The organism is Delftia sp. WSY_22 (assembly GCF_043104185.1).
Lineage (GTDB): Bacteria > Pseudomonadota > Gammaproteobacteria > Burkholderiales > Burkholderiaceae_C > Comamonas > Comamonas tsuruhatensis.
The window spans coordinates 1-23,562 of record NZ_JBICKN010000053.1; the positions used below are offsets into that span (position 1 = coordinate 1).

At 66.8% G+C, this 23,562-nt stretch carries 22 protein-coding genes, 1 tRNA gene and 1 rRNA gene; 7 read left to right on the forward strand and 17 right to left on the reverse strand.

Annotated elements, in window-relative coordinates; all coding sequences use genetic code 11:
- The 7 genes from ACF8NF_RS22680 to cysS form a co-directional block, all read right to left on the reverse strand.
- Positions 1-147 (reverse strand): 16S ribosomal RNA (locus tag ACF8NF_RS22680); the annotation flags it as partial.
- A 446-nt stretch (positions 148-593) separates the two neighbouring features.
- Positions 594-686: transfer RNA gene (locus ACF8NF_RS22685), tRNA-Ser, on the reverse strand.
- Positions 687-739: 53 nt separating this feature from the next.
- Positions 740-2,005, reverse strand: coding sequence for an aspartate kinase (locus ACF8NF_RS22690; protein WP_016450530.1), 1,266 nt, complete (start codon positions 2,003-2,005; stop codon positions 740-742).
- A 176-nt stretch (positions 2,006-2,181) separates the two neighbouring features.
- Positions 2,182-3,213 carry a tRNA lysidine(34) synthetase TilS gene (gene tilS, locus ACF8NF_RS22695; protein WP_074923123.1) on the reverse strand — a complete coding sequence of 344 codons (1,032 nt, stop codon included), beginning with the start codon at positions 3,211-3,213 and terminating at the stop codon, positions 2,182-2,184.
- A gap of 108 nt (positions 3,214-3,321) precedes the next feature.
- Positions 3,322-4,299: an acetyl-CoA carboxylase carboxyltransferase subunit alpha gene (locus tag ACF8NF_RS22700; RefSeq protein ID WP_016450532.1), complete on the reverse strand. Its 978-nt coding sequence runs from the start codon at positions 4,297-4,299 to the stop codon at positions 3,322-3,324.
- 83 nt (positions 4,300-4,382) lie between these two features.
- The gene (locus tag ACF8NF_RS22705) at positions 4,383-5,192 is read right to left on the reverse strand and encodes a DNA-3-methyladenine glycosylase (protein WP_016450533.1); all 810 of its coding nucleotides are present in this window, start codon (positions 5,190-5,192) and stop codon (positions 4,383-4,385) included.
- A gap of 49 nt (positions 5,193-5,241) precedes the next feature.
- Entirely contained in the window at positions 5,242-6,627 is a 1,386-nt protein-coding gene (gene cysS / locus ACF8NF_RS22710) for a cysteine--tRNA ligase (protein WP_047325717.1), read from the reverse strand.
- Positions 6,628-6,831: 204 nt separating this feature from the next.
- On the opposite strand from cysS, the gene ACF8NF_RS22715 reads away from it, so the two are divergent.
- The 5 genes from ACF8NF_RS22715 (at position 6,832) to ACF8NF_RS22735 (ending at position 10,563) form a co-directional block, all read left to right on the forward strand.
- Positions 6,832-7,365 carry a tetratricopeptide repeat protein gene (locus ACF8NF_RS22715; RefSeq protein WP_392451304.1) on the forward strand — a complete coding sequence of 178 codons (534 nt, stop codon included), beginning with the start codon at positions 6,832-6,834 and terminating at the stop codon, positions 7,363-7,365.
- 147 nt (positions 7,366-7,512) lie between these two features.
- Positions 7,513-8,100, forward strand: coding sequence for a peptidylprolyl isomerase (locus tag ACF8NF_RS22720; RefSeq protein ID WP_016450536.1), 588 nt, complete (start codon positions 7,513-7,515; stop codon positions 8,098-8,100).
- A 57-nt stretch (positions 8,101-8,157) separates the two neighbouring features.
- Positions 8,158-8,664 (forward strand): peptidylprolyl isomerase, encoded by a 507-nt coding sequence (locus ACF8NF_RS22725; RefSeq protein WP_016450537.1) that lies wholly within the window; start codon positions 8,158-8,160, stop codon positions 8,662-8,664.
- Positions 8,665-8,821: 157 nt separating this feature from the next.
- Positions 8,822-9,697: a UDP-2,3-diacylglucosamine diphosphatase gene (locus tag ACF8NF_RS22730; RefSeq protein WP_392451306.1), complete on the forward strand. Its 876-nt coding sequence runs from the start codon at positions 8,822-8,824 to the stop codon at positions 9,695-9,697.
- Complete coding sequence (locus ACF8NF_RS22735) at positions 9,694-10,563, forward strand: zinc-dependent peptidase (protein WP_277849663.1); 870 nt, start codon at positions 9,694-9,696, stop codon at positions 10,561-10,563. Before ACF8NF_RS22730 ends, ACF8NF_RS22735 begins: the two co-directional genes overlap by 4 nt.
- On the opposite strand, the gene ACF8NF_RS22740 is transcribed toward ACF8NF_RS22735, so the two are convergent.
- Positions 10,554-11,522: a LysR family transcriptional regulator gene (locus ACF8NF_RS22740; RefSeq protein ID WP_392451307.1), complete on the reverse strand. Its 969-nt coding sequence runs from the start codon at positions 11,520-11,522 to the stop codon at positions 10,554-10,556. The two genes, ACF8NF_RS22735 and ACF8NF_RS22740, sit on opposite strands and share 10 nt — an antisense overlap.
- Positions 11,523-11,648: 126 nt before the next feature.
- Between ACF8NF_RS22740 and ACF8NF_RS22745 the strand changes: the two genes are divergently transcribed.
- On the forward strand, positions 11,649-12,404 hold the full coding sequence (locus ACF8NF_RS22745; protein WP_026062448.1) for a sulfite exporter TauE/SafE family protein: 756 nt from the start codon (positions 11,649-11,651) through the stop codon (positions 12,402-12,404).
- 241 nt (positions 12,405-12,645) lie between these two features.
- Here the strand turns inward: ACF8NF_RS22745 and ACF8NF_RS22750 are convergent, their stop codons facing one another.
- The gene (locus ACF8NF_RS22750) at positions 12,646-14,826 is read right to left on the reverse strand and encodes a c-type cytochrome (protein ID WP_392451308.1); all 2,181 of its coding nucleotides are present in this window, start codon (positions 14,824-14,826) and stop codon (positions 12,646-12,648) included.
- A 322-nt stretch (positions 14,827-15,148) separates the two neighbouring features.
- Positions 15,149-17,779 carry an alpha-ketoglutarate dehydrogenase gene (gene mdeB / locus ACF8NF_RS22755; RefSeq protein ID WP_392451309.1) on the reverse strand — a complete coding sequence of 877 codons (2,631 nt, stop codon included), beginning with the start codon at positions 17,777-17,779 and terminating at the stop codon, positions 15,149-15,151.
- 104 nt (positions 17,780-17,883) lie between these two features.
- Here mdeB and ACF8NF_RS22760 point away from each other — a divergent pair, with 104 nt between their 5' ends.
- Entirely contained in the window at positions 17,884-18,354 is a 471-nt protein-coding gene (locus ACF8NF_RS22760) for an Lrp/AsnC family transcriptional regulator (protein WP_012204416.1), read from the forward strand.
- A gap of 18 nt (positions 18,355-18,372) precedes the next feature.
- Here the strand turns inward: ACF8NF_RS22760 and ACF8NF_RS22765 are convergent, their stop codons facing one another.
- From ACF8NF_RS22765 to ACF8NF_RS22795, 7 genes are all read right to left on the reverse strand, one after another.
- Positions 18,373-19,284, reverse strand: coding sequence for a DUF3014 domain-containing protein (locus ACF8NF_RS22765; protein ID WP_392451310.1), 912 nt, complete (start codon positions 19,282-19,284; stop codon positions 18,373-18,375).
- A 222-nt stretch (positions 19,285-19,506) separates the two neighbouring features.
- On the reverse strand, positions 19,507-20,172 hold the full coding sequence (locus ACF8NF_RS22770) for an alpha/beta hydrolase (RefSeq protein ID WP_016450545.1): 666 nt from the start codon (positions 20,170-20,172) through the stop codon (positions 19,507-19,509).
- 95 nt (positions 20,173-20,267) lie between these two features.
- Positions 20,268-21,215, reverse strand: coding sequence for a dioxygenase (locus ACF8NF_RS22775; protein WP_154834850.1), 948 nt, complete (start codon positions 21,213-21,215; stop codon positions 20,268-20,270).
- Positions 21,216-21,287: 72 nt separating this feature from the next.
- Complete coding sequence (arfB, locus tag ACF8NF_RS22780) at positions 21,288-21,698, reverse strand: alternative ribosome rescue aminoacyl-tRNA hydrolase ArfB (RefSeq protein ID WP_016450547.1); 411 nt, start codon at positions 21,696-21,698, stop codon at positions 21,288-21,290.
- The gene (locus ACF8NF_RS22785; RefSeq protein WP_392451311.1) at positions 21,691-22,575 is read right to left on the reverse strand and encodes an alpha/beta fold hydrolase; all 885 of its coding nucleotides are present in this window, start codon (positions 22,573-22,575) and stop codon (positions 21,691-21,693) included. The genes arfB and ACF8NF_RS22785 overlap by 8 nt, the downstream gene beginning before the upstream one ends.
- On the reverse strand, positions 22,572-23,015 hold the full coding sequence (gene aroQ / locus ACF8NF_RS22790; protein ID WP_016450549.1) for a type II 3-dehydroquinate dehydratase: 444 nt from the start codon (positions 23,013-23,015) through the stop codon (positions 22,572-22,574). The genes ACF8NF_RS22785 and aroQ overlap by 4 nt, the downstream gene beginning before the upstream one ends.
- Before the next feature lie 125 nt (positions 23,016-23,140).
- Positions 23,141-23,500 carry a hypothetical protein gene (locus ACF8NF_RS22795; RefSeq protein ID WP_016450550.1) on the reverse strand — a complete coding sequence of 120 codons (360 nt, stop codon included), beginning with the start codon at positions 23,498-23,500 and terminating at the stop codon, positions 23,141-23,143.
- Between the last annotated feature and the right edge of the window lie 62 nt (positions 23,501-23,562).

Here is a 23,562-nt window from a genome sequence, read left to right on the forward strand (position 1 = left end):
TAGTTATCCCCCACGACTGGGCACGTTCCGATGTATTACTCACCCGTTCGCCACTCGTCAGCGTCCGAAGACCTGTTACCGTTCGACTTGCATGTGTAAGGCATGCCGCCAGCGTTCAATCTGAGCCAGGATCAAACTCTACAGTTCGATCTTGAATTTAAAGTCTTTCGACTAACTCATAAAAACGGAATTGAAGTGAACTTCACTTCTATTCTCATGAGCGTTTTTGGCTTCAAAGAGCCGAGTTCCAAAGAACTTGGCTGTTCGCCTCAAACGCCCACGCTTATCGGCTGTATATTTTTAAGGATCGAAGCGAAGAATTTCTTCCTTGCCTCTGACTTGCTGCGATCAGCGAAGCCTTGAATTCTAGCACAGTTTTTAGCGTCGTTGCAATCAAATTTCTTCGATCTTTTCAACACCAGCGATCTGCATCGCTCTTTTCAGCAGAGCCTTGCATTGTAGCACGTTTTTTCAACAAGCCGACAAGAAGAACTTCGCCACCGCAACCAGAGCATCAGCCCTAGCCACTTGATCAGGCCACCGAAGCAACCCTCTCATAAAAAAAGCCACCCTTGCGGGTGGCTTTTTGATTCTGGCGGAAACGGAGGGATTCGAACCCTCGATGAGGCTCTACACCCCATACTCCCTTAGCAGGGGAGCACCTTCGGCCACTCGGTCACGTTTCCGGAATGACGTTATTGTAACGTGCTTTTTTGCCGGTTTCGGCAAAACATCGATTTTATTCCGTCTTGTCGAGGCCGAAGGCGGTGTGCAGCGCGCGCACGGCCAGCTCCAGGTACTTCTCGTCGATGACGACGGAGGTCTTGATCTCGGAGGTGGAGATCATCTGGATGTTCACACCTTCCTGGCTCAGCGCACGGAACATGGTGGAGGCCACGCCCACATGGCTGCGCATGCCGATGCCGACGATGCTGACCTTGGCGATGTTGGGATTGCCGACGACTTCGGAGGCACCCAGGGCAGGCACGACCTTGTCACGCAGCAGTTCCATGGCGCGCTGGTAGTCGCCCTGGCTGACGGTGAAGCTGAAGTCGGTTTTGCCTTCCTTGCTGATGTTCTGGATGATCACATCGACTTCGATGTTGGCGTCGGCCACCGGGCCCAGGATGCCGTAGGCGATGCCGGGGGTGTCGGGCACGCCGAGAACGGAGATCTTGGCTTCGCCGCGGTTGAATGCGATGCCGGATACGACGGCCTTTTCCATTTTTTCGTCTTCCTCAAAAGTAATCAGCGTGCCGGAGGTGGACTCTTCCTCCAGGTCGATGTCCCAGGGCGTGAAGCTGGAGAGCACACGCATGGGCACCTTGTACTTGCCGGCAAATTCCACGGAGCGGATTTGCAGCACCTTGGAGCCGAGGCTGGCCATCTCCAGCATTTCCTCGAAGCTCACGGTGTTCAGGCGCTTGGCGGCCTGCACCACGCGCGGGTCGGTGGTGTAGACGCCGTCCACGTCGGTGTAGATCAGGCATTCGGCCGCCTTCAGCGCCGCAGCCACGGCCACGGCCGAGGTGTCGGAGCCGCCACGGCCGAGCGTGGTGACGTGACCGTTGGGATCAATACCCTGGAAGCCGGTGATGATGACCACGCGGCCAGCGTCGAGTTCGGCGCGAACGCGCTTGTCATCGATGGACTCGATGCGCGCCTTGGTGAAGCTGCTGTCCGTGCGCACGGGAACCTGCCAGCCCGAGAAGCTGATGGCTTCCAGGCCTTCGGCCTGCAGCGCAATGGCCAGCAGTGCCGACGACGCCTGCTCGCCCGTGGAGGCCAGCATGTCGAGTTCACGGTAGTACGCCGTTTTGGCCGAGCTGGGCGCCAGCTCGCTGGCCAGGCCCAGCAGACGGTTGGTTTCGCCACTCATGGCGCTGGGGACGACCACCATCTGGTGACCGGCCCTAGCCCACTTGGCCACGCGCTTGGCAACGTTGCGGATGCGCTCTGTCGAGCCCATCGAGGTGCCGCCGTATTTATGAACGATCAGTGCCATTGGATATCAGGGTGACGAAACTGCTAGGCACGGCGCTGTACGACAGGGGGTGCTTGTGCAAGCCAGGTGCTCAAGAGGACTGCGCATGTAGCGAAATGTCCGCCCAGACCCGTCTTGCGCAAGCCATTTGGTTTTGGCGCGCCGCCGGTTTTCGTGCAAAGTTGGACCAAAACCTGTCAATTGTACCAATCGAGCACTGACCCCAGGCGCCGCACAAAACCCCTGCCCATCTTGAGATGGATGCGGTGGCCTCGCGTACGGCAAACGCCGACCTGCGCGAGCAGTTGATCGAGCTGCGCGGCGCTCGGGGTGGTGGCATGCACGCTGCGCAGCCAGTGGCGCAGCACATTGGCCTGGCGCGCCGGGCTCAGCGCCTGCAATGCGGCGATGCGGGGCGGGTTGCCCACCGCACCCAGGTCGGCCTGGGCCATCTCCTGCAGGAGCTCGGCCGCTTCGGCGCAATGCCGGCTGCTGCGCGCAAAGGTGGCGCGAAACTGGGGGAAGGCCTGGTGCAACGCCGGCAGCAACTGGGCGCGGATGCGATTGCGGGTGTAGCGGGCATCGGCATTGGAAGGGTCTTCCACCCACTCCTGGCCGCGCGCAGCAAGCCAGTCCCGCAATACCTGGCCAGGCAGATCAAGCAGCGGTCGATACCACGCAAGTCCCGCCCTGCTCCACTGCGCCGGCATGGCGGCCAGCCCCGCAACGCCGGCGCCGCGCGACAGTGCCAGCAGCAGCGTCTCGACCTGGTCGTCGGCATGCTGCGCCAGGGCCAGGCTGCGAACGGCAGGCATGGGCACACCGCCCTGCGCAGGCCAGGGCTCGTTGGCCGCCTTGATCAACGTGGCGTAGCGCAACTGACGCGCCGCATCCTCAGGGCTTTGGCCCGGCGCGTGGCGCGCATCCACGCGGCAGATCTTCAAGGGGACGGCATGCTGCGCACAGGTTTTTTCACACTGGAGCACAAAGGCATCGGCGGCCGACTGCAAACCGTGGTGCACATGGATGGCGACGACCTGGCCCGGCCAGCGCTCGGCGCAGGCCAGCAGCAACGCAGTGGAGTCCGCTCCGCCGCTGAAGGCAACGGCCAGCGGCAGCGGTGGCGCAAAGCGCTGGATGGCAGCACCCAAGGCGGCGCCTGACGCGACGTCTGACGCGGCGTCTGATGAGGTGTCCGGCAGGTTCTGCGGCAGGTCGGTGATCGGCATTTCCACAGGCTTGGATCAGGTATGGCAGGACTCAGGCCGAGTCCCGGCGCAAAAAGAAAACGGCTCCCAGGGGGAGCCGTTCAGTGTGCCAGAGCGTGGCGCCGGCCTTCAGCGATTGTCTGCCTTGGTATCGGCGAAACGGCCGTAGCTTTGCAGGCGCTCGTAGCGGCGGTCCTGCAGTTCCTTGGGCTTGAGGTCGGCCAGCTGGCGGTAGGCATCGCCCAGCGCACGCTTGAGGAAGGCGGCCATTTGCTTGGGGTCGCGGTGGGCGCCGCCCACGGGCTCGTTGACGATCTTGTCCACCAGGCCCAGGGCCTTGAGGCGGTGGGCCGTGATGCCCATGGCATCGGCCGCGTCCTGGGCCTTCTCGCCGGTCTTCCAGAGGATGGAGGCGCAGCCTTCCGGGCTGATCACGGAGTAGACGGCGTATTGCAGCATCAGCACCTGGTCGGCAACGGCAATGGCCAGTGCGCCGCCCGAGCCGCCTTCACCGATGACGGTGGTGATGATGGGGGTCTGCAGCTGTGCCATTTCGTAGATGTTGCGGCCGATGGCTTCGGACTGGCCGCGCTCCTCGGCCTCGATGCCGGGGAAAGCGCCGGGCGTGTCCACGAAGGTGAAGACCGGCAGGCCGAACTTCTCGGCCGTCTTCATGAGACGCAGGGCCTTGCGGTAGCCCTCGGGGCGCGTCATGCCGAAGTTGCGCAGCGTGCGCTCCTTGGTGTCGCGGCCCTTCTGGTGGCCGATGACCATGCAGGACATGCCATTGAAGCGCGCCAGCCCGCCCACGATGGACTGGTCGTCGGCAAAGTGCCGGTCGCCGTGCATCTCGATGAAGTCGGTGAAGCAGTCGCGCACATAGTCCAGCGTGTAGGGACGCTCGGTATGGCGCGCGATCTTGGTGATCTGCCAGGGCGAGAGGTCGCTGTAGATGTCCTTGGTCAGCTGCAGGCTCTTTTTGCTGAGCTGCTCAATCTCTTCCGAGATATCGACTGCGCTTTCGGTCTGCACGTAGCGCAGTTCCTCGATTTTGGATTCGAGCTCGGCGATGGGCTGCTCAAAATCCAGAAAGTTCTTTTTCGCCAACTTGTTTCTCCTTGTCCCAGCCAGGCACGGTGCATGCGTTCCGGCCGGAAAACGGGGGTTGATCGGGTGTGATCGGTTTGTCTTCAGGCGGCAGGCTGCGTCTCGAGCGAGCGCCAAATATACCAAGTCGCCACGGTGCACCACGGCTTCCAGGCCTCGGCAACCTCGCGCGCCTCGCTGCGGCTGACGGGGTCGCCTGAAAAATAGTTCTGGCTGATGCCCGAGATCAGGCCTGCATCGTCCAGCGGCAGCACATTGGGCCGCTGCAGGTAGAAGATGAGGAACATCTCGGCCGTCCACCGGCCCACGCCGCGGATGGACATGAGCTCGGCCACGATGGCTTCGTCGCTCATGCCCTGCCAGTCGTCCTGGTGCAGGCGGTGCTCGGTGAAATGCATGGCCAGGTCCACCAGGTAGTCCACCTTGCGGGCGGACAGGCCCACGGCGCGCATGTCGTCCACCTTGAGCTTGAGCACCAGGTCAGGCGCCATCCGCGCAGGCAGGCGTGCGAACTTGTTCCACAGCGTCTGCGCGGCCTTCATCGAGATCTGCTGGCCCACGATGGAGCGCGCCAGCGTGGCAAAGGCATCACCACCGGGCTGCAGGGCCAGGTGGGCAAAGCGCGGGATCAGGCGCTTCATCACGCGGTCGCGCCGCACGAGCTGGCGGCAGGCCTCGGCCCAGTAGGCAGGCGCGCCTTCGGGCGGCGCGGGCAGCGATATCTTGGCCTTGGGCGTGGCGGCAGCGGCCGCTGCGGCGGCAGGCGGCGAGCCTGCGCGCGCGCCCAGCGTCACCACCGGCAGCGGGGCCGGTTGCTGTTCGGGCACGGGCAGATCGGCCACCAGCGGCAACTGCTCGAAATCCATGGTGTCCAGGGGTTTGGCGGAGGCCATCAAAGCACCTCCCCGCACCTGGCGCGGCACGTCTGGCAAGGCATACGGATCAGCCCTTGGCGGCTGCCTCCCAGGTCGTGCCTGCAGGGGAGTCCTTGAGCACGATGCCCTGCTCCAGCAGGGCCTTGCGGATGCGGTCGGCCTCGGCCCAGTCCTTGGCCGCCTTGGCAGCTGCGCGTGCGGCAATCTGCGCCTCGATGGCGGCGGCATCCACATCTGCCGCTCCTGCCTGCAGGAAGGCCTGGGGGTCGCCCTGCAGCAAGCCCAGGCATCCGGCCAGGGCCTTGAGCAGGCCCGCCGTCTCGGCGCTCTTGCTGCGATTGACTTCTGCAGCCAGCTCGAACAGCACGGCCACGGCCTCGGGCGTGCCGAAGTCCTCGTCCATGGCCGCCTTGAAGCGTGCGGCAGCGGGATGGCTCCAGTCGATGGCGACCTCGGCAGGCGCCACCAGGCTCAGCGCCGTGTACAGGCGCTTGAGCGCGCCGCGCGCATCGTTCAGATGCACGTCGCTGTAGTTCAGCGGGCTGCGGTAGTGGCTGCGCACGACGAAGAAGCGAACGGTCTCTGCGTCGTACTCCTTGAGCACGTCGCGGATGGTGAAGAAGTTGCCCAGCGACTTGGACATCTTCTCGTTGTCCACGTTGATGAAGCCGTTGTGCATCCAGACCTGCGAGAAAGGCTTGCCGGTCGCGCCTTCGCTCTGGGCAATCTCGTTTTCGTGGTGCGGGAACTGCAGATCGGCACCGCCACCGTGGATGTCGAAGCTCTCGCCCAGCATCTCGCAGCCCATGGCCGAGCACTCGATGTGCCAGCCCGGCCGGCCCGCGCCCCAGGGGCTGGCCCACTTGACCTCGTCGGGCTCGCTGGGCTTGGCGCTTTTCCACAGCACGAAGTCCAGCGGGTCCTGCTTGCCGTCCTGCACGGCCACGCGTTCGCCGGCCTGCAATTCGTCCAGCGACTTGCCCGACAGCTTGCCGTAGCCGGGGAACTTGCGCACGGCAAAGTTCACGTCGCCATCGCTGCCCTGGTAGGCCAGGCCCTTGTCCTGCAGGCGGCCGATCATGGACAGCATCTGCGGCACGTATTCGGTGGCGCGCGGCTCATGCGTGGGGCGTTCGATGCCCAGGGCGTCGGCGTCCTGGTGCAGCGCGTCGATCATGCGGTCGGTCAGCGAACGAATGGTCTCGCCGTTCTCCACGGCACGACGGATGATCTTGTCGTCGATATCGGTGATGTTGCGCACATAGGTCACGCGATTTCCGCTGGCCCGAAGCCAGCGCTGCACCACGTCGAAAGCGACCATGGAGCGCGCGTGTCCCAGGTGGCACAGGTCGTACACGGTCATGCCGCACACATACATGCGCACATGGCCCGGTTCGATTGGCGAAAACGCTTCCAATGCACGCGACAGCGTGTTGTAGATACGCAAACTCATGGATGTTCATCAGGGGAGAAAGGGCCGCTGCAGGGGGCGCGTCCCACGCGCCGCCGGACCCTTGGCGCCGATGCAGGCATGCTCAGCAGGGAGCAGGAGCGGCAGGCGCAGAGCCCGTGTGACCCAGCACACCCCTCAGCTACAATTCACAGCAGTATAAGCCCGCGCCGCGGGGCGTTTCCCCGAGGCCCCGAAAGCACCTACATGCCTCTACGCAACTCGTTTCGCTCCGCCCTGCGCCTCGCGGCACTGGCGGCCCTGCTCGCAACAGGCCACGCCCACGCCGACGACTATACGGAAGTGAACCAGTTGCTGCGCAACGGCAAAAGCACCCAGGCCCTGGCACGCGCCGAAGCCTATCTTGCCAAGAACGCACGCGACCCCCAGATGCGCTTTCTCAAGGCCGTGGCCCTGACCGACAGCGGCAAGACCGACGAGGCCATCGCCGCGCTGAACCAGCTCATCGAGGACTACCCCGAGCTGCCCGAGCCCTACAACAACCTGGCCGTCATCTACGCAGGCCAGAACCAGCTCGACAAGGCCCGCTCCGCCCTGGAGTCGGCCGTGCGCAACAACCCCAACTACGGCGTTGCCTACGAGAATCTGGGCGACATCCACGCCCGCCTGGCCTACGAGGCCTACGGCAAGGCACAAGGCCTGGAAGGCCGTGCTGCCAGCGTGCGGCCCAAGCTCAAGCTGCTGCGCGAATTGCTGGCTCCAGTCACCGGCACCAAATAGAAGACACGGCCCACACGCGCACCCCGGCGCCCAGGCACGGCGGTCTGCACGCCATTTGGGTCTTGCCACGCCTGCGCGCACGCGCAGGAACCTGCCCGGGTTTTCCCACTCCATCCCCCAGCCCTTTGGCTTTCTCAGGAGATTTGCATGACCACACGCCGCATTGCGTCGCTTTCCCTGGCCGGCATGGCCCTGGCCGCTTCCCTTTGCACCGCCCTGCCCGCCATGGCGCAGAACGCCACACCCAAGGTGCAGCTCAAGACCAGCATGGGCGACATCGTGCTGGAGCTGAACGAGGCCAAGGCCCCCAAGACCGTGGCCAACTTCATGCAGTACGTGCGCGACAAGCACTATGACGGCACGGTGTTCCACCGCGTGATGGACGGCTTCATGATCCAGGGCGGCGGCATGGATGCCAGCCTCAAGGAAAAGCCCACGCGCGCGCCGATTCCGCTGGAAGCGGACAACGGCCTCAAGAATGACCGGGGCACCATCGCCATGGCGCGCACGGGCAATCCCAACTCGGCCACCTCGCAGTTCTTCATCAACGTGGTGAACAACGACATGCTCAACGCACCCAAGCCTGACGGACACGGCTACGCCGTCTTCGGCCGCGTGGTCCAGGGCATGGATGTGGTGGACAAAATCCGCACGGTGGCCACGGGCAACCAGGGCATGCACCAGAATGTACCCACCAAGCCGGTGACCATCCTCTCGGCCACCGAAGTCAAGTAAACCGCGCGCCGCGCCCAGCGTGGCACGCCCCTGCCCTCCACCCAACAAGGAATCGCCATGAGCAATCCCCAAGTCGAACTCCACATCGCCGACCACGGCGTCATCACCCTCGAACTCGACGCCGCCAAGGCCCCCAAGAGCACCGAGAACTTCCTGGCCTATGTGAACAAGGGCCACTACGACAACACCATCTTCCATCGCATCATCGATGGCTTCATGATCCAGGGCGGCGGCTTCGAGCCCGGCATGAAGCAAAAGGGCACCGATGCGCCCATCGAGAACGAGGCCAAGAACGGCCTGAAGAACGACAAGTACACCATCGCCATGGCCCGTACCGGCGACCCGCACTCGGCCACCGCCCAGTTCTTCATCAACGTGGCCGACAACGGCTTCCTGAACCACACCTCGCCCAGCGCCCAGGGCTGGGGCTATGCCGTGTTCGGCAAGGTGGTCAAGGGCACCGAGATCGTGGACAAGCTGCGCGGCGTGAAGACCGGCCGCAACGGCGGCCACCAGGACGTGCCCAAGGATGACGTGATCATCGAAAAGGCCGTGGCCCTGTAATCAGGCGCCCTTCCGACAAGGCGGCTGCCCCCTTGGCGTGCAGCCGCCCTGTTGTCCATGCACATGGCCCGCCCCTGGCCGTGCCCATGGACAACAGCCCTGCTCCAGAGCCTTCCCCAGCCTTCATGCAGCGCCCTTGCCGGGCGCGCACCCGCCCATGGCCCAGACTGCCGCACCTCGCCCTCCCTGCGTGCCGCCCATTGCGGCCGAATGGACACTGCCCGCGGCCTGGCGCACGCTGGACTTCATCTCCGACCTGCACCTGCAGGCCTGCGAGCCCGCCACCGTGCAGGCCTTTCGCCGCTACCTGCACGCCACGCAGGCCGATGCCGTCTTTCTGCTCGGTGACCTGTTCGAAGTCTGGGTGGGCGACGACGCCTTGCTGGAGCCCGGCAGTTTCGAGGCCGATTGCGCCGCCACCCTGCGCGGGGCCGCCGCCCGCAGGCCGCTGTTCTTCATGCAGGGCAACCGCGACTTCCTGACCGGAGCGCAGTTCGATGCGCTGTGCGGCACGACCACGCTGGCCGACCCCACCGTGCTCGACTGCGGCGACCAGCGCATCCTGCTCAGCCATGGCGATGCCCTGTGCCTGGACGATACGGACTACCAGCGCTTTCGCGCCATGGCGCGCTCCGCCGCGTGGCAGGCGGCCTTCCTGGCGCAGCCGCTGCCGCTGCGCCGCGAGCAGGCACGCGGCATCCGGCAGGAGAGCGAATCGCGCAAACGTGAATCGGCCGGAGCGGACGCAGCCTCCCCCTCCGCCAGCCACACCGCCGCCATGCCCACCTATGCCGACCTGGATGCCGAGGCCACGCGCAGCTGGCTGCGCGCCGCACGCGCCGCCACCCTGGTCCACGGACACACGCACCGCCCGGCCGACCATGAACTGGGCGATGGCCTGCGGCGTGTGGTGCTCAGCGACTGGGATTTGGCAGCCGCCGTGCCGCGCGCCGAAGTGCTGCGCTGGGAGCAGGGCCAGGGCCTGCGGCGCCTGCCGCTGTCCGAAGTACTTGAACAGGCGCCCCAACGATGAGCCTCTGGCGACAACTGGGCCACTGGGCCCGGCGGCTGGGCCGCCGCGCACGCTCCGCCGTCTCGCCGGTGCCTGAGATTCCAGCGCCGCTGTGGCTGTCCACGCTGGCCGCCTACCCCTTTCTTTCCTCGCTGACGCTGGAGGAGCAATCGAAGCTGCGCGCACTGGCCGCCGTCTTCCTGCAGCGCAAGCGCTTCCACGGCGCGCACGGCCTGCAAGTGAGCGACGCCATGGCGCTGGAGATTGCCGCCCAGGCCTGCCTGCCACTGCTGCACTGGGGCGAGCCGCAGGGCGCGCTGTCCTGGTATGACGACTTTGTCGGCATCGTGGTGCACCCGGGCGATGCCGTGGCACGGCGCCAGAGCATGGACGAGGCCGGCGTCATCCACGACTACGACGAAGTGATCATGGGCGAGGCCATGCATGGCGGCCCCGTCATGCTGAGCTGGCAGGCCATCGGCGCAGGCCGCGGGCCGCATGCCAGCCACCACGGTCACGGCGGCCAGGCCGCCAACGTGGTGATCCACGAATTCGCCCACAAGATCGACATGCGCAACGGCGGCGCCGATGGCTGCCCGCCCCTGCCGCCCGGTTTCATGGGCAGCGGCTCCGCGCGCCAGGCCCGCGAGATATGGCAGGCCGCCTGGGCGCCGGCCTACGACACCTTCCGTGAGCAGATCACCATCGCCGAACGCTTTGGCGGCGAATGGCCCTGGCTGGACGGCTATGGCGCCACCGCGCCCGCCGAATTCTTCGCCGTGGCCTGCGAAGCCTTCTTCGTGGACCGCGCCCGCTTTGCCCTGGAATTCCCCACGCTGGAGCCGCTGCTGGCTGCGCTCTTCAAGCCGGCCACCCGTCACCCCTGATCGGAGCAAACCTCCTTCAGCGCCTGGGCAAACAGGCGCTGCTCCTCGTACTGCCCGCCCGCCTTGCGCTCGAACAGGGTGATGGGTGGCAGGGTCCAGCCGAAACGGTGGCGCACAATGCCCACGCCCGCGATGCGCACCAGTTCCTCGGCAATGTCGGCCGGCACGATGGACACGGCCCGCTCATTGGCCGCCACCAGCTCGCCGATCACCTTGGCCGAGAGCGTTTCCACAAACGGCGGCGGCGGCTCCACGCCCGCGCGCAGAAAAAAGTCGGTGATCTGCTCGCGCATGGGCGTGCGGCGCTGGCCCAGCACCCAGTCAAGCCCCGTGAGTTCGGCCCACTGCAGAGGCCGGCGCCCCAGCCGCGTGGCCAGGCTGCGGTGGGCGATCAGGCGAGGCTCCTGCTCATAAAGCACGCTGTGCCGTATGCCGCTCATGTCCAGCACGGCCGAGGCGCGGCCAATCACGCAGTCCAGCTCATGTGCGCGCAACTTTTGCAGCAGGCGGTCGCTGGTGTCCTCATGCAGCGTGGCCGTGATGCGCCGGCCTTGCGGCCGCGTCCTGCCGATGGCCTCGGCCAGCATGCGCGCAGGCAGGAAGGGGATGACACCCACCTGCAGGTGCGCCGCACGCTGCTGCCCCACGGCCTCGATGTCGTGGGCCCAATGGTCCAGGTCGGCCAGCATGCCCCGGGCGCGCGCCAGCACCAGCGCGCCCAGCTCCGTAGGCTCCATGCCACGCGCAGAACGCAGGAACAGCGGCGCGCCGAACAACGACTCCAGCTCGGCCAGGGCCTGGGTCACGGCGGGCTGGCTGGTGGCCATGCGCTCGGCCACGCGGGTCAGCGTGCCCAGCTCGCTGATGGAGCGCAGCAGCAGCAAATGCTTCATCTTCAGGCGCGTGGCCATGCGGTGGGCCAGTTGGGCAGCGGTCGATGCAGTGGGGTGTTGCGGCATGGCTTCAGGCGTGGCGCGTCATAAGCAAAACCATATTGAACAATAAAAACAAACGAATTTCTGCTTATGCATGCGTCCCAGAATTCCGGCGTCTTGCACACCCAGTACGAAAGGACCAGGCAGACCATGGATGGCATGTTTTTCATCATCGCGCTGGGCGCGGCGGCGGCCGGATTCGTGCAGGGCCTGTCGGGCTTTGCCTTCGGCATGGTGGCCATGTCGTTCTGGGCCTGGGTGCTGGAGCCGCGCGATGCGGCCGTGCTCACCGTCTTCGGCTCGCTGCTGGGCCAGGTGCTGTCGGCCATCACCGTGCGGCGCGGGTTTGCGCTGGCAAAGCTGCTGCCCTTCATCCTGGGCGGTCTTGCCGGCATACCCCTGGGTGTCTTGCTGCTGCCGCACCTGGACATGGCCTGGTTCAAGGCCTTGCTGGGCGGCATGCTGGTGCTGTGGTGCCCGGTGATGCTGCTGTCGGCCCGCCTGCCCAGGCTGGCGCGCGGCGGCAGTGTGGCAGACGGCGCCGTGGGCCTGGCGGGCGGCGTGATGGGCGGACTGGGCGGCTTCACGGGCACGCTGCCCACGCTGTGGTGCACGCTGCGCGGCTACCCCAAGGATGAGCAGCGCTCGGTCATCCAGAACTTCAACCTGTCCATGCTGGCCGTGACCATGGCCACCTACCTGGGCACCGGCATGGTCGCGCGCAGCATGCTGCCGCTGTTCGCCATCGTGGCGCCGGCCATGCTCATTCCATCGCTGCTGGGCTCCAGGCTGTATATCGGCATCAGCGAGATGCGTTTCCGGCAGATCGTGCTGGGCCTGCTGTGCCTGTCCGGCGTGGCGCTGCTGGCCTCCTCGGTGCCGGTGCTGCTGCAGCGCGCGGGCTGAGCGCGCCGAACGCGCTGCCGGGAAGGCCTGGAACCAAGCCTGCCGGCTGCAGCAGATGGCCAGGCAACGGCAGCAACACGTGCAGGGGCTGGGCAACGAACTGGCCGCCGCCAAGAAGGATCTGCAGCGCGCGCAAGACTGGGCACTGCCCTCGAAAAAAGGCGGGGCAGGAATCGCTCCCTGCCCCGCCTTCAGGCGCCCGCCGCGTGGCGGGAACGCCTTCTTCTCCCTCGATGGCGCATCAGTACCGCGCGTCGGCCGGCTTCTTGTCCTTGGGCCAGTCCTTGTGCTTGTTGGCAAAGTCCGGGCGCGGCTGGTGGCTGAAGTACTCGGCCACGTCCACGGCCTCCTGGTCGCTGAGGCCGCCCTGGCCCAGCGGGAAGTTGCCATGGAAGGCGATGGGCATGTTGCGCTTGACGAAGGCCGCTGCCGTGTAGGTGCGCGCCATGCCCGCGCCGATGTTGAAGGACTGGTCACCCCACAGCGGCGGATAGACCCACTGTCCCTTGGCATTCTTCACGCCTTCGCCCTCGCCGCCATGGCAGACCGCGCACTGGGCCGCATAGACCTTCTTGCCGTTGTCCACGTTGGGCACGATGGACTGGCTGATCTTGCCCACGCCCCGGCCTTCGACCTTGTCCTCGGGCTTGGTTTCGCGGCGCATCCAGTCGAAGTAGGCGACCATGGCCTTGATCTCGTCGGACTCCAGCGGCAGGGGCTTGCCGTTCATGGAGCGCAGGAAGCAGCCATTGATGCGGTCCTCCAGCGTGATGACGCGGCCCGCGCGCGGCGCATAGCCAGGAAAGAAGGCCGAGACACCGATGTAGGGCGAACCATCGGCCACCGTGCCCGCGTTCAGGTGGCAGCTGGCGCAGTTCAGCGCATTGCCCACATTCCTGGGCAGCAGGTCACGCGTCTCTATGTTCAGGCGGGCGCCGTAGACCAGTTGCTTCGCGTTGGATTCGTCCAGCATGGCGGCCAGGCGCGGCGTCTCGAAGGGGCGTGCGCTTTCGCCCTTGGCATCGAGCTGCTTGCGCATGGATTGCACCTCCCTGGCATGGATCTCGCGCGCATCGGCACGGCCCCAGCTCTTGCGGGCGAAGTTGAGGATGTCGGCGATCTCCGCATCCTTGAGCTGTGCGAAGGCCGGCATGGTCAGCGGCCGTGCATGGCTTTGCGTGACGGGCGCCTTCCAGCCCACCAGCATCAGATGGATCAGGGTGGACGGGTCCTGCGACTGCTGCGAAAAATTGCCGACCAGTGGCGGGAACACGTCCTTCACGCCGCCGCCATCGGCACGGTGGCAGTCGGCGCAGAACTGCAGATAGCCCAGGCCACCCCGGCTGGCGTAGAGATCGGCAGGCACGTCGGAAGACACCGCCAAGGCGGCGGACGGTGCATGCACGGAGGCCTGCGACGCCGGATGCGGGGCGATGACCGGCCCCGGCCCCTGGGCCACCTGCATGGGCAGGTCGTTCTTGCCTGCGGGCAGCGACTTCAGATAGATGCCGATGGCCAGCAGGTCCTCGTCACTCATGTACTGGGTGCTGTGCTGGACCACATCGACCATGTTGCCGGAGACCGTGCCGTGGCTGTTGCGCCCGGTCTTGAGCAACTGGGCGGTCTCCTCGGGTGTCCACAGGTCGCGCAGGCTCAGTGCGCGCCAGTTCTCCACGGTCTCGCCGGCCAGGAAGTACTCGCCCTTGCGGCCCTCGCCGGTCATGGTCTTTTCCTGGAAGCCCACGCCGCGCGGCGTATGGCAGGCGCCGCAGTGGCCCGGGCCCTGCACCAGGTAAGCGCCCCGGTTCCACTGGGCAGTTTGCTGCGGTTGGGGCTGGAAGGGCTTGTCATCCAGAAACACCCAGTTCCACAGCGCCAGGCCCCAGCGCTGGTTGAAGGGAAAGCCCAGGTCGGACTCCTTGTTGGCCGCCTTCACGGGCGCCACGCCCTGCAGCAGATAGGCGTACAGGGCCTGCATGTCCTCGGCCGTCATCTTGGCGTAGGAGGGATAGGGCATGGCCGGGTACATGTTGCGGCCATCGGCCGCCACGCCCTTGCGCATGGCGCGGTCGAACTGCTCGAAGCTGTATTTGCCCATGCCCGTATCGGCGTCGGGCGAGATATTGGTGGAATAGATCTTGCCGAATGGCGTCTCCAGCGCCAGGCCACCGCCCATGGGCTGTGTTTTATTTCCGGTATGGCAGGCCACACAATCACCGAGTCGCGCGATATAACGGCCACGGTCTACCAGGGTTCTTTGCTCGGCGGTCAGGTCCGCCGCATAGTCGGCGGGCAGGTCATCGATGATCTGCGGCATTTGCGCATGATCCACCTCGGGCGCCGGCGCCGAGATGGCGAGCTGCCATGCGGCAGCCGACAGCACGGCCACGCACAGCAGGCCTTGCTTGAGCGAGAGTTTCATCGTCTTCTATCCCGTGAAATAAATTATTATTGAAAGAGAAAATCGGATATTGACGAGATATTCCACCCAACGCATGCAACCATTGCAGCAAATATCAATCTCTTTGCGCAATATCTTCTTATATATACAAATTCTAGTGGAATCACCCTATTTTTTGATGCAAGCCAACGAAAAAGATAAGCCATTTGCGCATTTAACGCGGGCTTAATCCATCCACAGGAAAAGTGGCGGCGCAAATGGGGGCGCAGCCATGCAAAGCGGCCCCGCGAAGGGGCCGCCATGTGTACATCCCGGGGATGCCGGGTGCGTGGAAAGGCTCGGCTCAACCTGGCTGGATCATCCGGCGCGCAGCCTGCGCCACGCTGTGTGCATCCACCCCAAAGTAGCCGCGCAGCGCCGCACGCGTGTCGCTGCGGCCGAAGCCGTCCGTGCCCAGCGTGAGGAAACGGCGGCCTGCGGGCAGGAAGGCGCGCACGGTCTCGGGCACCGCGCGCACATAGTCGGTGGCGGCAATCACCGGGCCCTGCGTACCTTGCAGCAGCTGCGCGATCCAGGGCTGGCCAGGTGCCTCACCCGCCAGCATGCGCTGCTCGCAGGCCACGCCATCGCGCGCCAGCTCGCTCCAGCTGGTCACGCCGACCACGGTGGCGGCCATGCCCTCGCTGGCCAATTGCTCGGCGGCCTTGAGCACTTCGGTGAGGATGGCGCCCGATCCCAGCAAGGTGACATGCTGCGTGGCACGGTCCGCATCGCCAAAGCGGCTGAACACATAGGCGCCGCGCAGCACGCCTTCGGCAGCGCCTGCGGGCAGGTCTGGCTGGGCATAGTTCTCGTTCATCAGCGTGATGTAGTAGAAGACATCGCGCTGCTCGACCAGCATCTCGCGCATGCCGGCGTCCAGGATCACGGCGAGTTCGCCCGCATGCGCGGGGTCCCAGGCCTTGCAGTTGGGAATGGTGGCCGCCACCAGATGGCTGGAGCCGTCCTGGTGCTGCAGGCCTTCTCCGCCCAGCGTGGTGCGGCCCGAGGTGGCGCCCAGCAAAAAGCCGCGCGCCCGCTGGTCGGCCGCCGCCCAGATGGCGTCGCCCACGCGCTGGAAGCCGAACATGGAGTAGTAGATGTAGAACGGAAGCATGGCCAGGCCGTGCACGCTGTAGCTGGTGGCCGCCGCCGTCCAGCTGGCGACGGCGCCGGCCTCGCTGATGCCCTCCTCCAGGATCTGGCCGTCCAGCGCCTCGCGGTAGGACAGCACCGAGCCGATGTCCTCGGGCGCGTAGCGCTGGCCCAGGCTGCTGTAGATGCCCACCTGCTTGAACAGGTTGGCCATACCGAAGGTGCGCGCCTCGTCGGCCACGATGGGCACGATGCGCGGACCCAGCTGCGCATCCTTGAGCAGGCTGCCCAGCATGCGCACAAAGGCCATGGTGGTGCTCATTTCCTTGCCGGCAGGCGCCAGCGCGAACTGCGCGTACTGGTTGAGGGCGGGCACGGGTACGCGGTCGCACACCGTTTCGCGGCGCGGCAGTGCGCCGCCCAGGGCCGTTCGGCGCTCGCGCAGGTACTGCATCTCGGCACTGTCATCGGCAGGCTTGTGGAAGGCCAGGCCCTTGGCCTGCTCGTCACTGAGCGGCAGGTTGAAGCGGTTGCGGAACTCGATCAGGTCGGTCTCGTCCAGCTTCTTCTGGCTGTGCGTGGTCATCTTGCCCTGCCCGGCCGAGCCCATGCCGTAGCCCTTCTTGGTATGGGCCAGGATCACCGTGGGCTGGCCGCGATGGGCGGCAGCCGCTGCATAGGCCGCATGGATCTTCACCAGATCATGGCCGCCGCGCTTCAAGCGGTCGATCTGCTCGTCCGTCAGGCCCTGGGCCAGGGCGGCGAGCTCGGGGTTCTGTCCAAAGAAATGCTCGCGGTTGTAGCGGCCGTCCTTGGCGGCGAACGTCTGCATCTGCCCGTCCACCGTGCCGCCCAGCGTGCGTGCCAGGGTGCCGGTGATGTCGCGAGCCAACAGCCCGTCCCAGTCGCTGCCCCACAGCAGCTTGACCACGTTCCAGCCCGCGCCGGCAAACAGCCGCTCCAGCTCATCGACGATGCGGCCGTTGCCGCGCACCGGGCCGTCCAGGCGCTGCAGATTGCAGTTGACCACCCAGACCAGGTTGTCCAGCCCCTCGCGCGCGGCCAGCGTGAGGGCACTCATGCTTTCGGGCTCGTCCATCTCGCCGTCGCCGAACACGCCCCAGACCTTGCGCTCCTGGCAGTCCAGCAGGCGGCGGTGCGTGAGATAGCGCATGAAGCGCGCGTGGTAGATGCTGCTGATGGGGCCTATGCCCATGGAGCCCGTCGGGAACTGCCAGAAGTCGGGCATCAGCCAGGGATGGGGATAGCTGGACAGGCCCTGCGCGCCAGCGGCCGGCGCGCTGATCTCCTGCCGATAGTGCTGCAGGTCCTGCTCGCTCAGCCGCCCTTCCAGGAAGGCGCGCGCATACACGCCGGGGGCGCTGTGCGGCTGGAAGAACACCAGGTCGCCCCGGTGCTGGCCCGGCGCCAACCCCTCCCGGGCATGGAAGAAATGGTTGAACCCGGTCTCGAACAGGTCGGCCGCGCTGGCGTAGCTGGCGATGTGCCCGCCCAGCTCGCCATAGGCCTGGTTGGCGCGCACCACCATGGCCAGCGCATTCCAGCGCATGATGGACGCCAGCCGCTCCTCCATGGCCAGGTCGCCCGGAAACACCGGCTGTTGCTGCGCGGCCACGGTGTTCACATAGGGCGTATTCAGGTCGGGCTGCCAGCCCAGGCGCTGCTCGCGCGCCATGCGCGCCAGCTGTTCGAGCACGAAGCGCGCGCGCTGCGGCCCCTCGGTGGCGACCAGGGCCGCGAAGGCCTCCCGCCATTCGGTGGTTTCCTGGGGATCGGTATCGATATCGGCCAGCGTGGCCAGCGGCGTGGGTGCGTTCATGCCCGCCACTTTAGGACTGGCGGACCGGCATGAGCAGCCGTTCATGGATAAGGGAAACGCCATATTCCAGCATTTCATGCCGGCATCTACATAAAATCCGGCACATGAAACTGGACACCATCGACTTGCGCATTCTGGCCGAGCTGCAAACGGACGGCTCGCTGTCCAACGTGGAGCTGGCGCGGCGTGTGCACCTGTCGCCCTCGCCCTGCCTGGCGCGCGTCAAGGCGCTGGAGAAGGCCGGCGTGATCGCGCGCTATGTGGCGCTGGCCAATGCGTCGGCCCTGGGGCTGGGGCTGAATGTGTTCATCAACATCAGCCTCAAGTCGCAGGCCAAGGAATCGCTGGCCGACTTCGAGCGCCGCATTGCCGAGCACGACGAAGTCATGGAGTGCTACCTGATGAGCGGCGACGCCGACTACCTGATCCGCGTGGCCCTGGCCGACATCGGCGCGCTGGAGCGCTTCATCGTGGAGCAGCTCACGCCGATTCCGGGCATAGAGAAGATCCGCTCCAGCTTCACGCTCAAGCAGGTGCGGTACAAGACCGCCCTGCCCCTGCCGGCCGCAGGCTGAGGCGGATGGAGACTGGCCTCAGCCCGCAGGCTTGGCCATCTCGCCGGTGGCGATGCGGCGGCGCAGCTCGCCCAGCACGGCCTTGAGGCGGCGCTCGTTGTCCAGCCCCACGCGCACCAGCATCTTCTGGCCGCTGGACAGGGCCTGCAGCTCCGGGTCGGCGTATTCGTAGCGCACCCAGGGCTGGACGGAAGGCACCTCGCCCTCCACCTTGGTCAGCCTGACCTGCACCGGGCCCGCGGGCTCGGGCGCGGCGCGCAGATGGTCTATGACGGCAATGAGACGATCGTTGAAATAGCGGCTGGGATAGCCCAGGTCTTCATAGGCGGTCTGGAACAGGGGATACAGCCGGGCATAGAGCTTGATGGCCCCGTCCATGGGAATGGACTCGGCGAAGGCCACGAAGGCCTTGTAGCGTGCGGCGTTGGCGGGAGAGATGGCCTGTGCCTCCCCGGTCTCCGCCGCGCCCTCCACCGTGAAACGCTGCGGCGCGGGGTGCACGGGCCAAAGCCGTGCAGGGGCCTGGGAGCGGGTCAGGTTGTCCACGGTGGCCACGGCGCGGCGCACAAAGCCGTCCATCTGCAGAAAGCTGCCTCCCTTGTCACGACCCAGCAGGCCGTTGAGGGCCTGGGCGACATGGGCGTCGGAGTCCTGCAGCGCGGGCAGGCCGGGCGCGGGTGGCTCCAGCGCATCGACAGGGTTCTGGGGCTCGGTCAGCTCGGGCGCGGGGACGGGTTCAGGCTCGGCAGGCTGGGCGGGCGCCTCTGCCACTTCGGGCGGCGCCTCGGACACGTCGGCGGGACGCCACCAGTACCACCAGGCTGCGCCCCCCACGGCGGCAGCCGCCAGTACCGCTGCGGCGATGCCGAAAGCCGATGGGCCGGAGGATCTGGCGCGGGGGCGGAAGTCTTGGGGGTCGCGTTCTGGCATGGAGGGGTCCTTTGGCTTGGGCAGGGGGCTGGCAGCACAGTTGCCGCAGGACGTGCGACAGCAAAGCACAACCGGGGTTCCCGGGCTTTCCTGACACCAGCCCCTGACTGGTGTTTATAAGCCGCCCCGCTGCCCGCGCAGGCCCTTGTGCGCGCCAGGCAACAAGGCGTTACCCGGCTTACGCGGCCAGCCTGCGCACAAGAAGGGGGCGGTGCAGCAGGCTCAGCCCTGCGTGCCCAGATCCTGGAGCCAGGCCATGGCGGCCTGCAGCTCGTCGGGGCGGATCTCATGCATGCTCGGGTATTCGTGGTAGCTCAGTTGCAGCGGCAGGCGCTGCACGTGGCTGCGAATGGCGTGGGCGCTGGTCAGCGGAATGACGTTGTCGTAGGTGCCGTGGCTGACCCAGAGCGACTTGCCGTCGAAGGCCGCGTCAGGGGCCTGGTGCGGCAAGGCCTCGGGCAGCAGGCGGCTGTGCCAGCACATGGCGGCGCGCAGCAGCGCGGGCTGGGTCAGCAGAAGGCTGAGCGCCATGATGCCGCCCTGGCTGAAGCCGCCCGCCACGGTACGCTGGGCAGGAATGCCCAGCCGCGCGCCGGCCTGCTGCACGGTCTGGGCCACCAGGGCGCGGCTGTGCTCTTCCTGCGATGCGTGGATGTGGCGCGTGCCGTTGGCATCCACCGTGAACTGGAACCAGGCATGGGCACTGGGCCCCATGGAAAACGGGGCACGCAGGCTGAGCACGTGGAACTGCGGCGGCACGAACGATGCGAGGCCGAACAGGTCCTGTTCATTGCTGCCAACGCCATGCATGAGCACCAGCAGCCAGGGCTGCTGCCCCGGTGCGGGTTGTGCGGGGCGCTCCAGCGCCAGCAGGGGCAGGTCGATCATCACGGACTCCTTGGTTTTTAAGCGATTTCCGGGACCGGGGTGGTCCCGGGCAACGCGCCATTGTGGCGCCTCGCCAAGTCCGCGGGGGCAGGAGGTTATGCCGCCTGCGCGTCCTCGAAGGCCATCGCATCCATGGCCAGGATGGAATACATGACTTCGCGACTCAGATACCGAGGCCGCGCCGTGGCGCCGGCCGCGCCCAGGGCGAAGTACAGCGGCATGAAGTGCTCTTCGCTGGGATGGGCGCGCCGGGCCGAGGGAGCGCGTGCGCGGTAGTCCAGCAGCGCGGGCAGGTCCTGCGCCTGCAGGCGCGACTCGATCCAGCGGCTGAAATCCTGCACGTAGGGCGAGGAGGCGCTGGAGCCGCCGACGGCATGGTCGTCCTGCAGGCCATCCTGGCTGCGCAGGGCCTGCACGGCGTCGTCCACCCGTACCGTGGCCTCGCCCGTGCCGCCCCGGAATTCGGCCAGGTTGTGCGTCATGCTGCCGGAGCCGACGATGAGCACCCCTTCATCGCGCAGCGCCGCCAGGGCCGCGCCCAGCGCATGGGTTTCGGCCGGCCCGGCCGAGGCGGGAAGGGACAGCTGGACCACGGGCAGGTCGGCATCGGGCAGCAAATGCATCAGCGGCACCCAGGCGCCATGGTCAAAGGGCCGCTGCGCGTTGGCGGTGGCGGCAATGCCTGCGGCCTGCAGGCGGTCCATGACTTCCTGCGCCAGCTGGGGCGCGCCGGGGGCCGGGTACTGCAGTTCGTAGAGCGCGGGCGGGAAGCCGCCGAAGTCGTGCCAGGTGGAGGGCGTGGCTCCGGTCATGACTTCCACGCCATGCGACATCCAGTGCGGCGACATGACGACCACGCCGCGCAGCGGGCCGTGGGCCTGGCGCAGCGCCCTGCCCCATCGCGCGAGCACGGGGCCGGTTTCGCCCGGCTCCAGCGCGAACATGGGCGAGCCATGGGAGACGTAGAGCACGGGCAGCCGAGTGCCGGCCGAAGCGGCTATGGAGGAGGCGCCGGAATCGAGGGAAGCGTGGAAATCTTGCATTCCCCTAATGTAGGGACGCAAGCGGGCCGCGCCAAGCCGCCAAAGGCGGCACACATTGTTGCGCTGGCCGGCTCAATCGTCGCGCGGGCGGCCCCGCAGGGCCTTGGTGGCGCTGTGCCGGCTCTTGCTGTCCAGGCGCCGCCGCTGCGATCCCAGCGTGGGCCGGGTGGCGCGGCGAAGAATGGGTTCGGGATAGGCGGCGGCCACCAGCGCGTTGAGCCGCTGCAGCGCGGCGCGCAGGTTCTGCTCCTGCGTGCGGTATTGCTGGGCCTTGATGACGACCACGCCCTCGTTGGTGATGCGGCCGTCGCGCAGGGCCAGCAGGCGCTGCTGCACGGCCTCGGGCAGGCGCGAGGCGCGCACGTCGAAGCGCAGGTGCACGGCGCTGGAGACCTTGTTCACGTTCTGGCCGCCCGCGCCCTGGGCGCGCATGGCGGTCCACTGCACCTCATGCAGCTCGATGGGGCGCATGCGCTCAGGCATCCAGCGCAGCGGTCAATGCCGCCACAAAGGCATCGGGACGCTCATGCATGACCCAGTGGCCCGCGCCGGGCACCAGGGCCAGCCCCCGGAAGTCGCGCGCATGGCGTGCAAAGGCCTGGGCCAGCTCCTGCATCATCGGTCCCGGGTAGAGCGCGTCGTGCTCGCCATAGATGGCCCATACGGGGCCATCCACGGCCTGCAGGGCGCGGGCCAGCACATCGGTGTGCGAGAGGCGGCGGCGCGGAAGACGGTCGCGCTCCACATTGAGCACATGCAGGGCCAGCGTGTCCTCGTCGATGAGGCTGGCGTCATGCAGCATCAGCGCCTGCAGGTTGTAGCGGTGGGCCACGGCCTGCGCCTCGGGCGTGGCCAGGTGGCGCCAGCCCTTGAGCCGCACTGCCAGGCCCTTGCCCACGCCCATGCCGGGCGCCCCGGCCAGCACCAGGCGCCGGGCCAGCGTGCCGTCGGCAGCGGCCAGCATGCCGGCCGTCATGCCGCCAAAAGAGAAGCCGACCAGATCGCACAGCGGGGCGGCGGGCGCTCCGCCATCGGCCAGCAGTTGCCGCAGGCCCTGGCGCAGCGGCTCGACCAGGGTGTCGGCATCCTGGCCGCCCGGTACCCCATCGGAATCGCCAAAGCCCGGCAGGTCCGGTATCCACAGCTGGCGGCCCTGGGCCAGCAGAGCGTCCATGCAGCGCAGCCAGTGCGTCCAGCTGCCGCTGCCGCCGTGCAGCATGACCACCGGCAGCACGCCCGCGCGCGCCTCGCCCCAGACATGCCAGACCATGTGGCCGTCGTCGGGCCGCGCGGCAGATAGCGGCGTGGTCAGGCGCCGCGCACGGGCGCGCAGGCGCTCTATGGCGACAGGCGTGTTCACCACTGGGCCACGGCGTCGATGGCCAGGCCGTAGCCGGCCACGCCAAAGCCGCACATCACGGCGCGCGCCGCAGCCGACAGGTAGGAGTGGTGGCGGAAGCTCTCGCGCGCATGCACATTGCTGATGTGCAGCTCCACCAGCGGCACGCCCGTGCCCTTGACGGCATCCAGCAGGGCCACGCTGGTGTGGGTGTAGGCGGCGGCGTTGAAGATCAGGCCGGCCAGGCGGCCTTCGGCGTGCACGCGGCCGGCCTCGTGGATCCAGTCCACCAGCTCGCCTTCATGGTTGCTCTGGCGGAACTCCAGGGCCAGACCGTAGCGCGCACAGGCGGCTTCGCACAGCGCACGTACATCGGCCAGGGTCTGGGAGCCATAGATGGCGGGTTCACGCAGGCCCAGCAGGTTCAGGTTCGGGCCATTGAGGACATAGACGGTTTTCACGGCGGGGACACTCCAGGTTTCCAACGGGCTGGATTATGCGGGCCATCCCGGGCCCGGCCGCAACGCTGGCTCCACGGAAAAAGCCGCCCCGGAGGGCGGCACAAGTCAATCCAGCCCGGTCCGGCTCAACGGCGCCAGTGACCGTGACCGTGACCGTGACCATGGCCATGGCGGTATCCGCCACGGTAGCCGCCGCGATAGCCGTATCCATAGCCGGGAACGACCACGACGGGCGGCGCACGGTAGACGGCGCGCGGCGCGTAGTAGACCGGAGGCGGGGGAGCGTAGTAGATGGGCTGGGGCGGCGCCACATAGACGGGGGCCGGCGCCACATAGACGGGCGGGCCATACATGCCCGGCGAATTCAGGCTGATGGACCAGTGCACATCGCCCCGGGCCTGGGCGGCGCCCGAAGCCACCAGGGCGGCCAATGCGAGGCCGGCTGCTGCTGCTCTTGCAACCCACGGGGAAGCTGTCGTTGTCATGGTGTCTCTCCTCGAAGTTGGACAGGCGTGGCAGGCATTGCCGCTGGTGCCGCCTTCCCGCA

Excerpts from the sequence above, each read along its gene's own strand:
- ACF8NF_RS22770 (WP_016450545.1), bottom strand. The coding sequence starts at position 20,172 with ATGATCGACCTGCCCCTGCTGGCGCTGGAGCGCCCCGCACAACCCGCA.
- ACF8NF_RS22690 (WP_016450530.1), bottom strand. The coding sequence starts at position 2,005 with ATGGCACTGATCGTTCATAAATACGGCGGCACCTCGATGGGCTCGACA.
- cysS (WP_047325717.1), bottom strand. The coding sequence starts at position 6,627 with ATGAGTTTGCGTATCTACAACACGCTGTCGCGTGCATTGGAAGCGTTT.
- ACF8NF_RS22745 (WP_026062448.1), top strand. The coding sequence starts at position 11,649 with ATGGATGGCATGTTTTTCATCATCGCGCTGGGCGCGGCGGCGGCCGGA.
- ACF8NF_RS22725 (WP_016450537.1), top strand. The coding sequence starts at position 8,158 with ATGAGCAATCCCCAAGTCGAACTCCACATCGCCGACCACGGCGTCATC.
- ACF8NF_RS22765 (WP_392451310.1), bottom strand. The coding sequence starts at position 19,284 with ATGCCAGAACGCGACCCCCAAGACTTCCGCCCCCGCGCCAGATCCTCC.
- ACF8NF_RS22750 (WP_392451308.1), bottom strand. The coding sequence starts at position 14,826 with ATGAAACTCTCGCTCAAGCAAGGCCTGCTGTGCGTGGCCGTGCTGTCG.
- ACF8NF_RS22795 (WP_016450550.1), bottom strand. The coding sequence starts at position 23,500 with ATGACAACGACAGCTTCCCCGTGGGTTGCAAGAGCAGCAGCAGCCGGC.
- ACF8NF_RS22705 (WP_016450533.1), bottom strand. The coding sequence starts at position 5,192 with ATGGCCTCCGCCAAACCCCTGGACACCATGGATTTCGAGCAGTTGCCG.
- ACF8NF_RS22735 (WP_277849663.1), top strand. The coding sequence starts at position 9,694 with ATGAGCCTCTGGCGACAACTGGGCCACTGGGCCCGGCGGCTGGGCCGC.
- arfB (WP_016450547.1), bottom strand. The coding sequence starts at position 21,698 with ATGCCTGAGCGCATGCGCCCCATCGAGCTGCATGAGGTGCAGTGGACC.
- ACF8NF_RS22715 (WP_392451304.1), top strand. The coding sequence starts at position 6,832 with ATGCCTCTACGCAACTCGTTTCGCTCCGCCCTGCGCCTCGCGGCACTG.
- tilS (WP_074923123.1), bottom strand. The coding sequence starts at position 3,213 with ATGCCGATCACCGACCTGCCGCAGAACCTGCCGGACACCTCATCAGAC.
- ACF8NF_RS22760 (WP_012204416.1), top strand. The coding sequence starts at position 17,884 with ATGAAACTGGACACCATCGACTTGCGCATTCTGGCCGAGCTGCAAACG.
- ACF8NF_RS22775 (WP_154834850.1), bottom strand. The coding sequence starts at position 21,215 with ATGCAAGATTTCCACGCTTCCCTCGATTCCGGCGCCTCCTCCATAGCC.
- ACF8NF_RS22720 (WP_016450536.1), top strand. The coding sequence starts at position 7,513 with ATGACCACACGCCGCATTGCGTCGCTTTCCCTGGCCGGCATGGCCCTG.
- ACF8NF_RS22730 (WP_392451306.1), top strand. The coding sequence starts at position 8,822 with ATGGCCCAGACTGCCGCACCTCGCCCTCCCTGCGTGCCGCCCATTGCG.
- mdeB (WP_392451309.1), bottom strand. The coding sequence starts at position 17,779 with ATGAACGCACCCACGCCGCTGGCCACGCTGGCCGATATCGATACCGAT.
- ACF8NF_RS22740 (WP_392451307.1), bottom strand. The coding sequence starts at position 11,522 with ATGCCGCAACACCCCACTGCATCGACCGCTGCCCAACTGGCCCACCGC.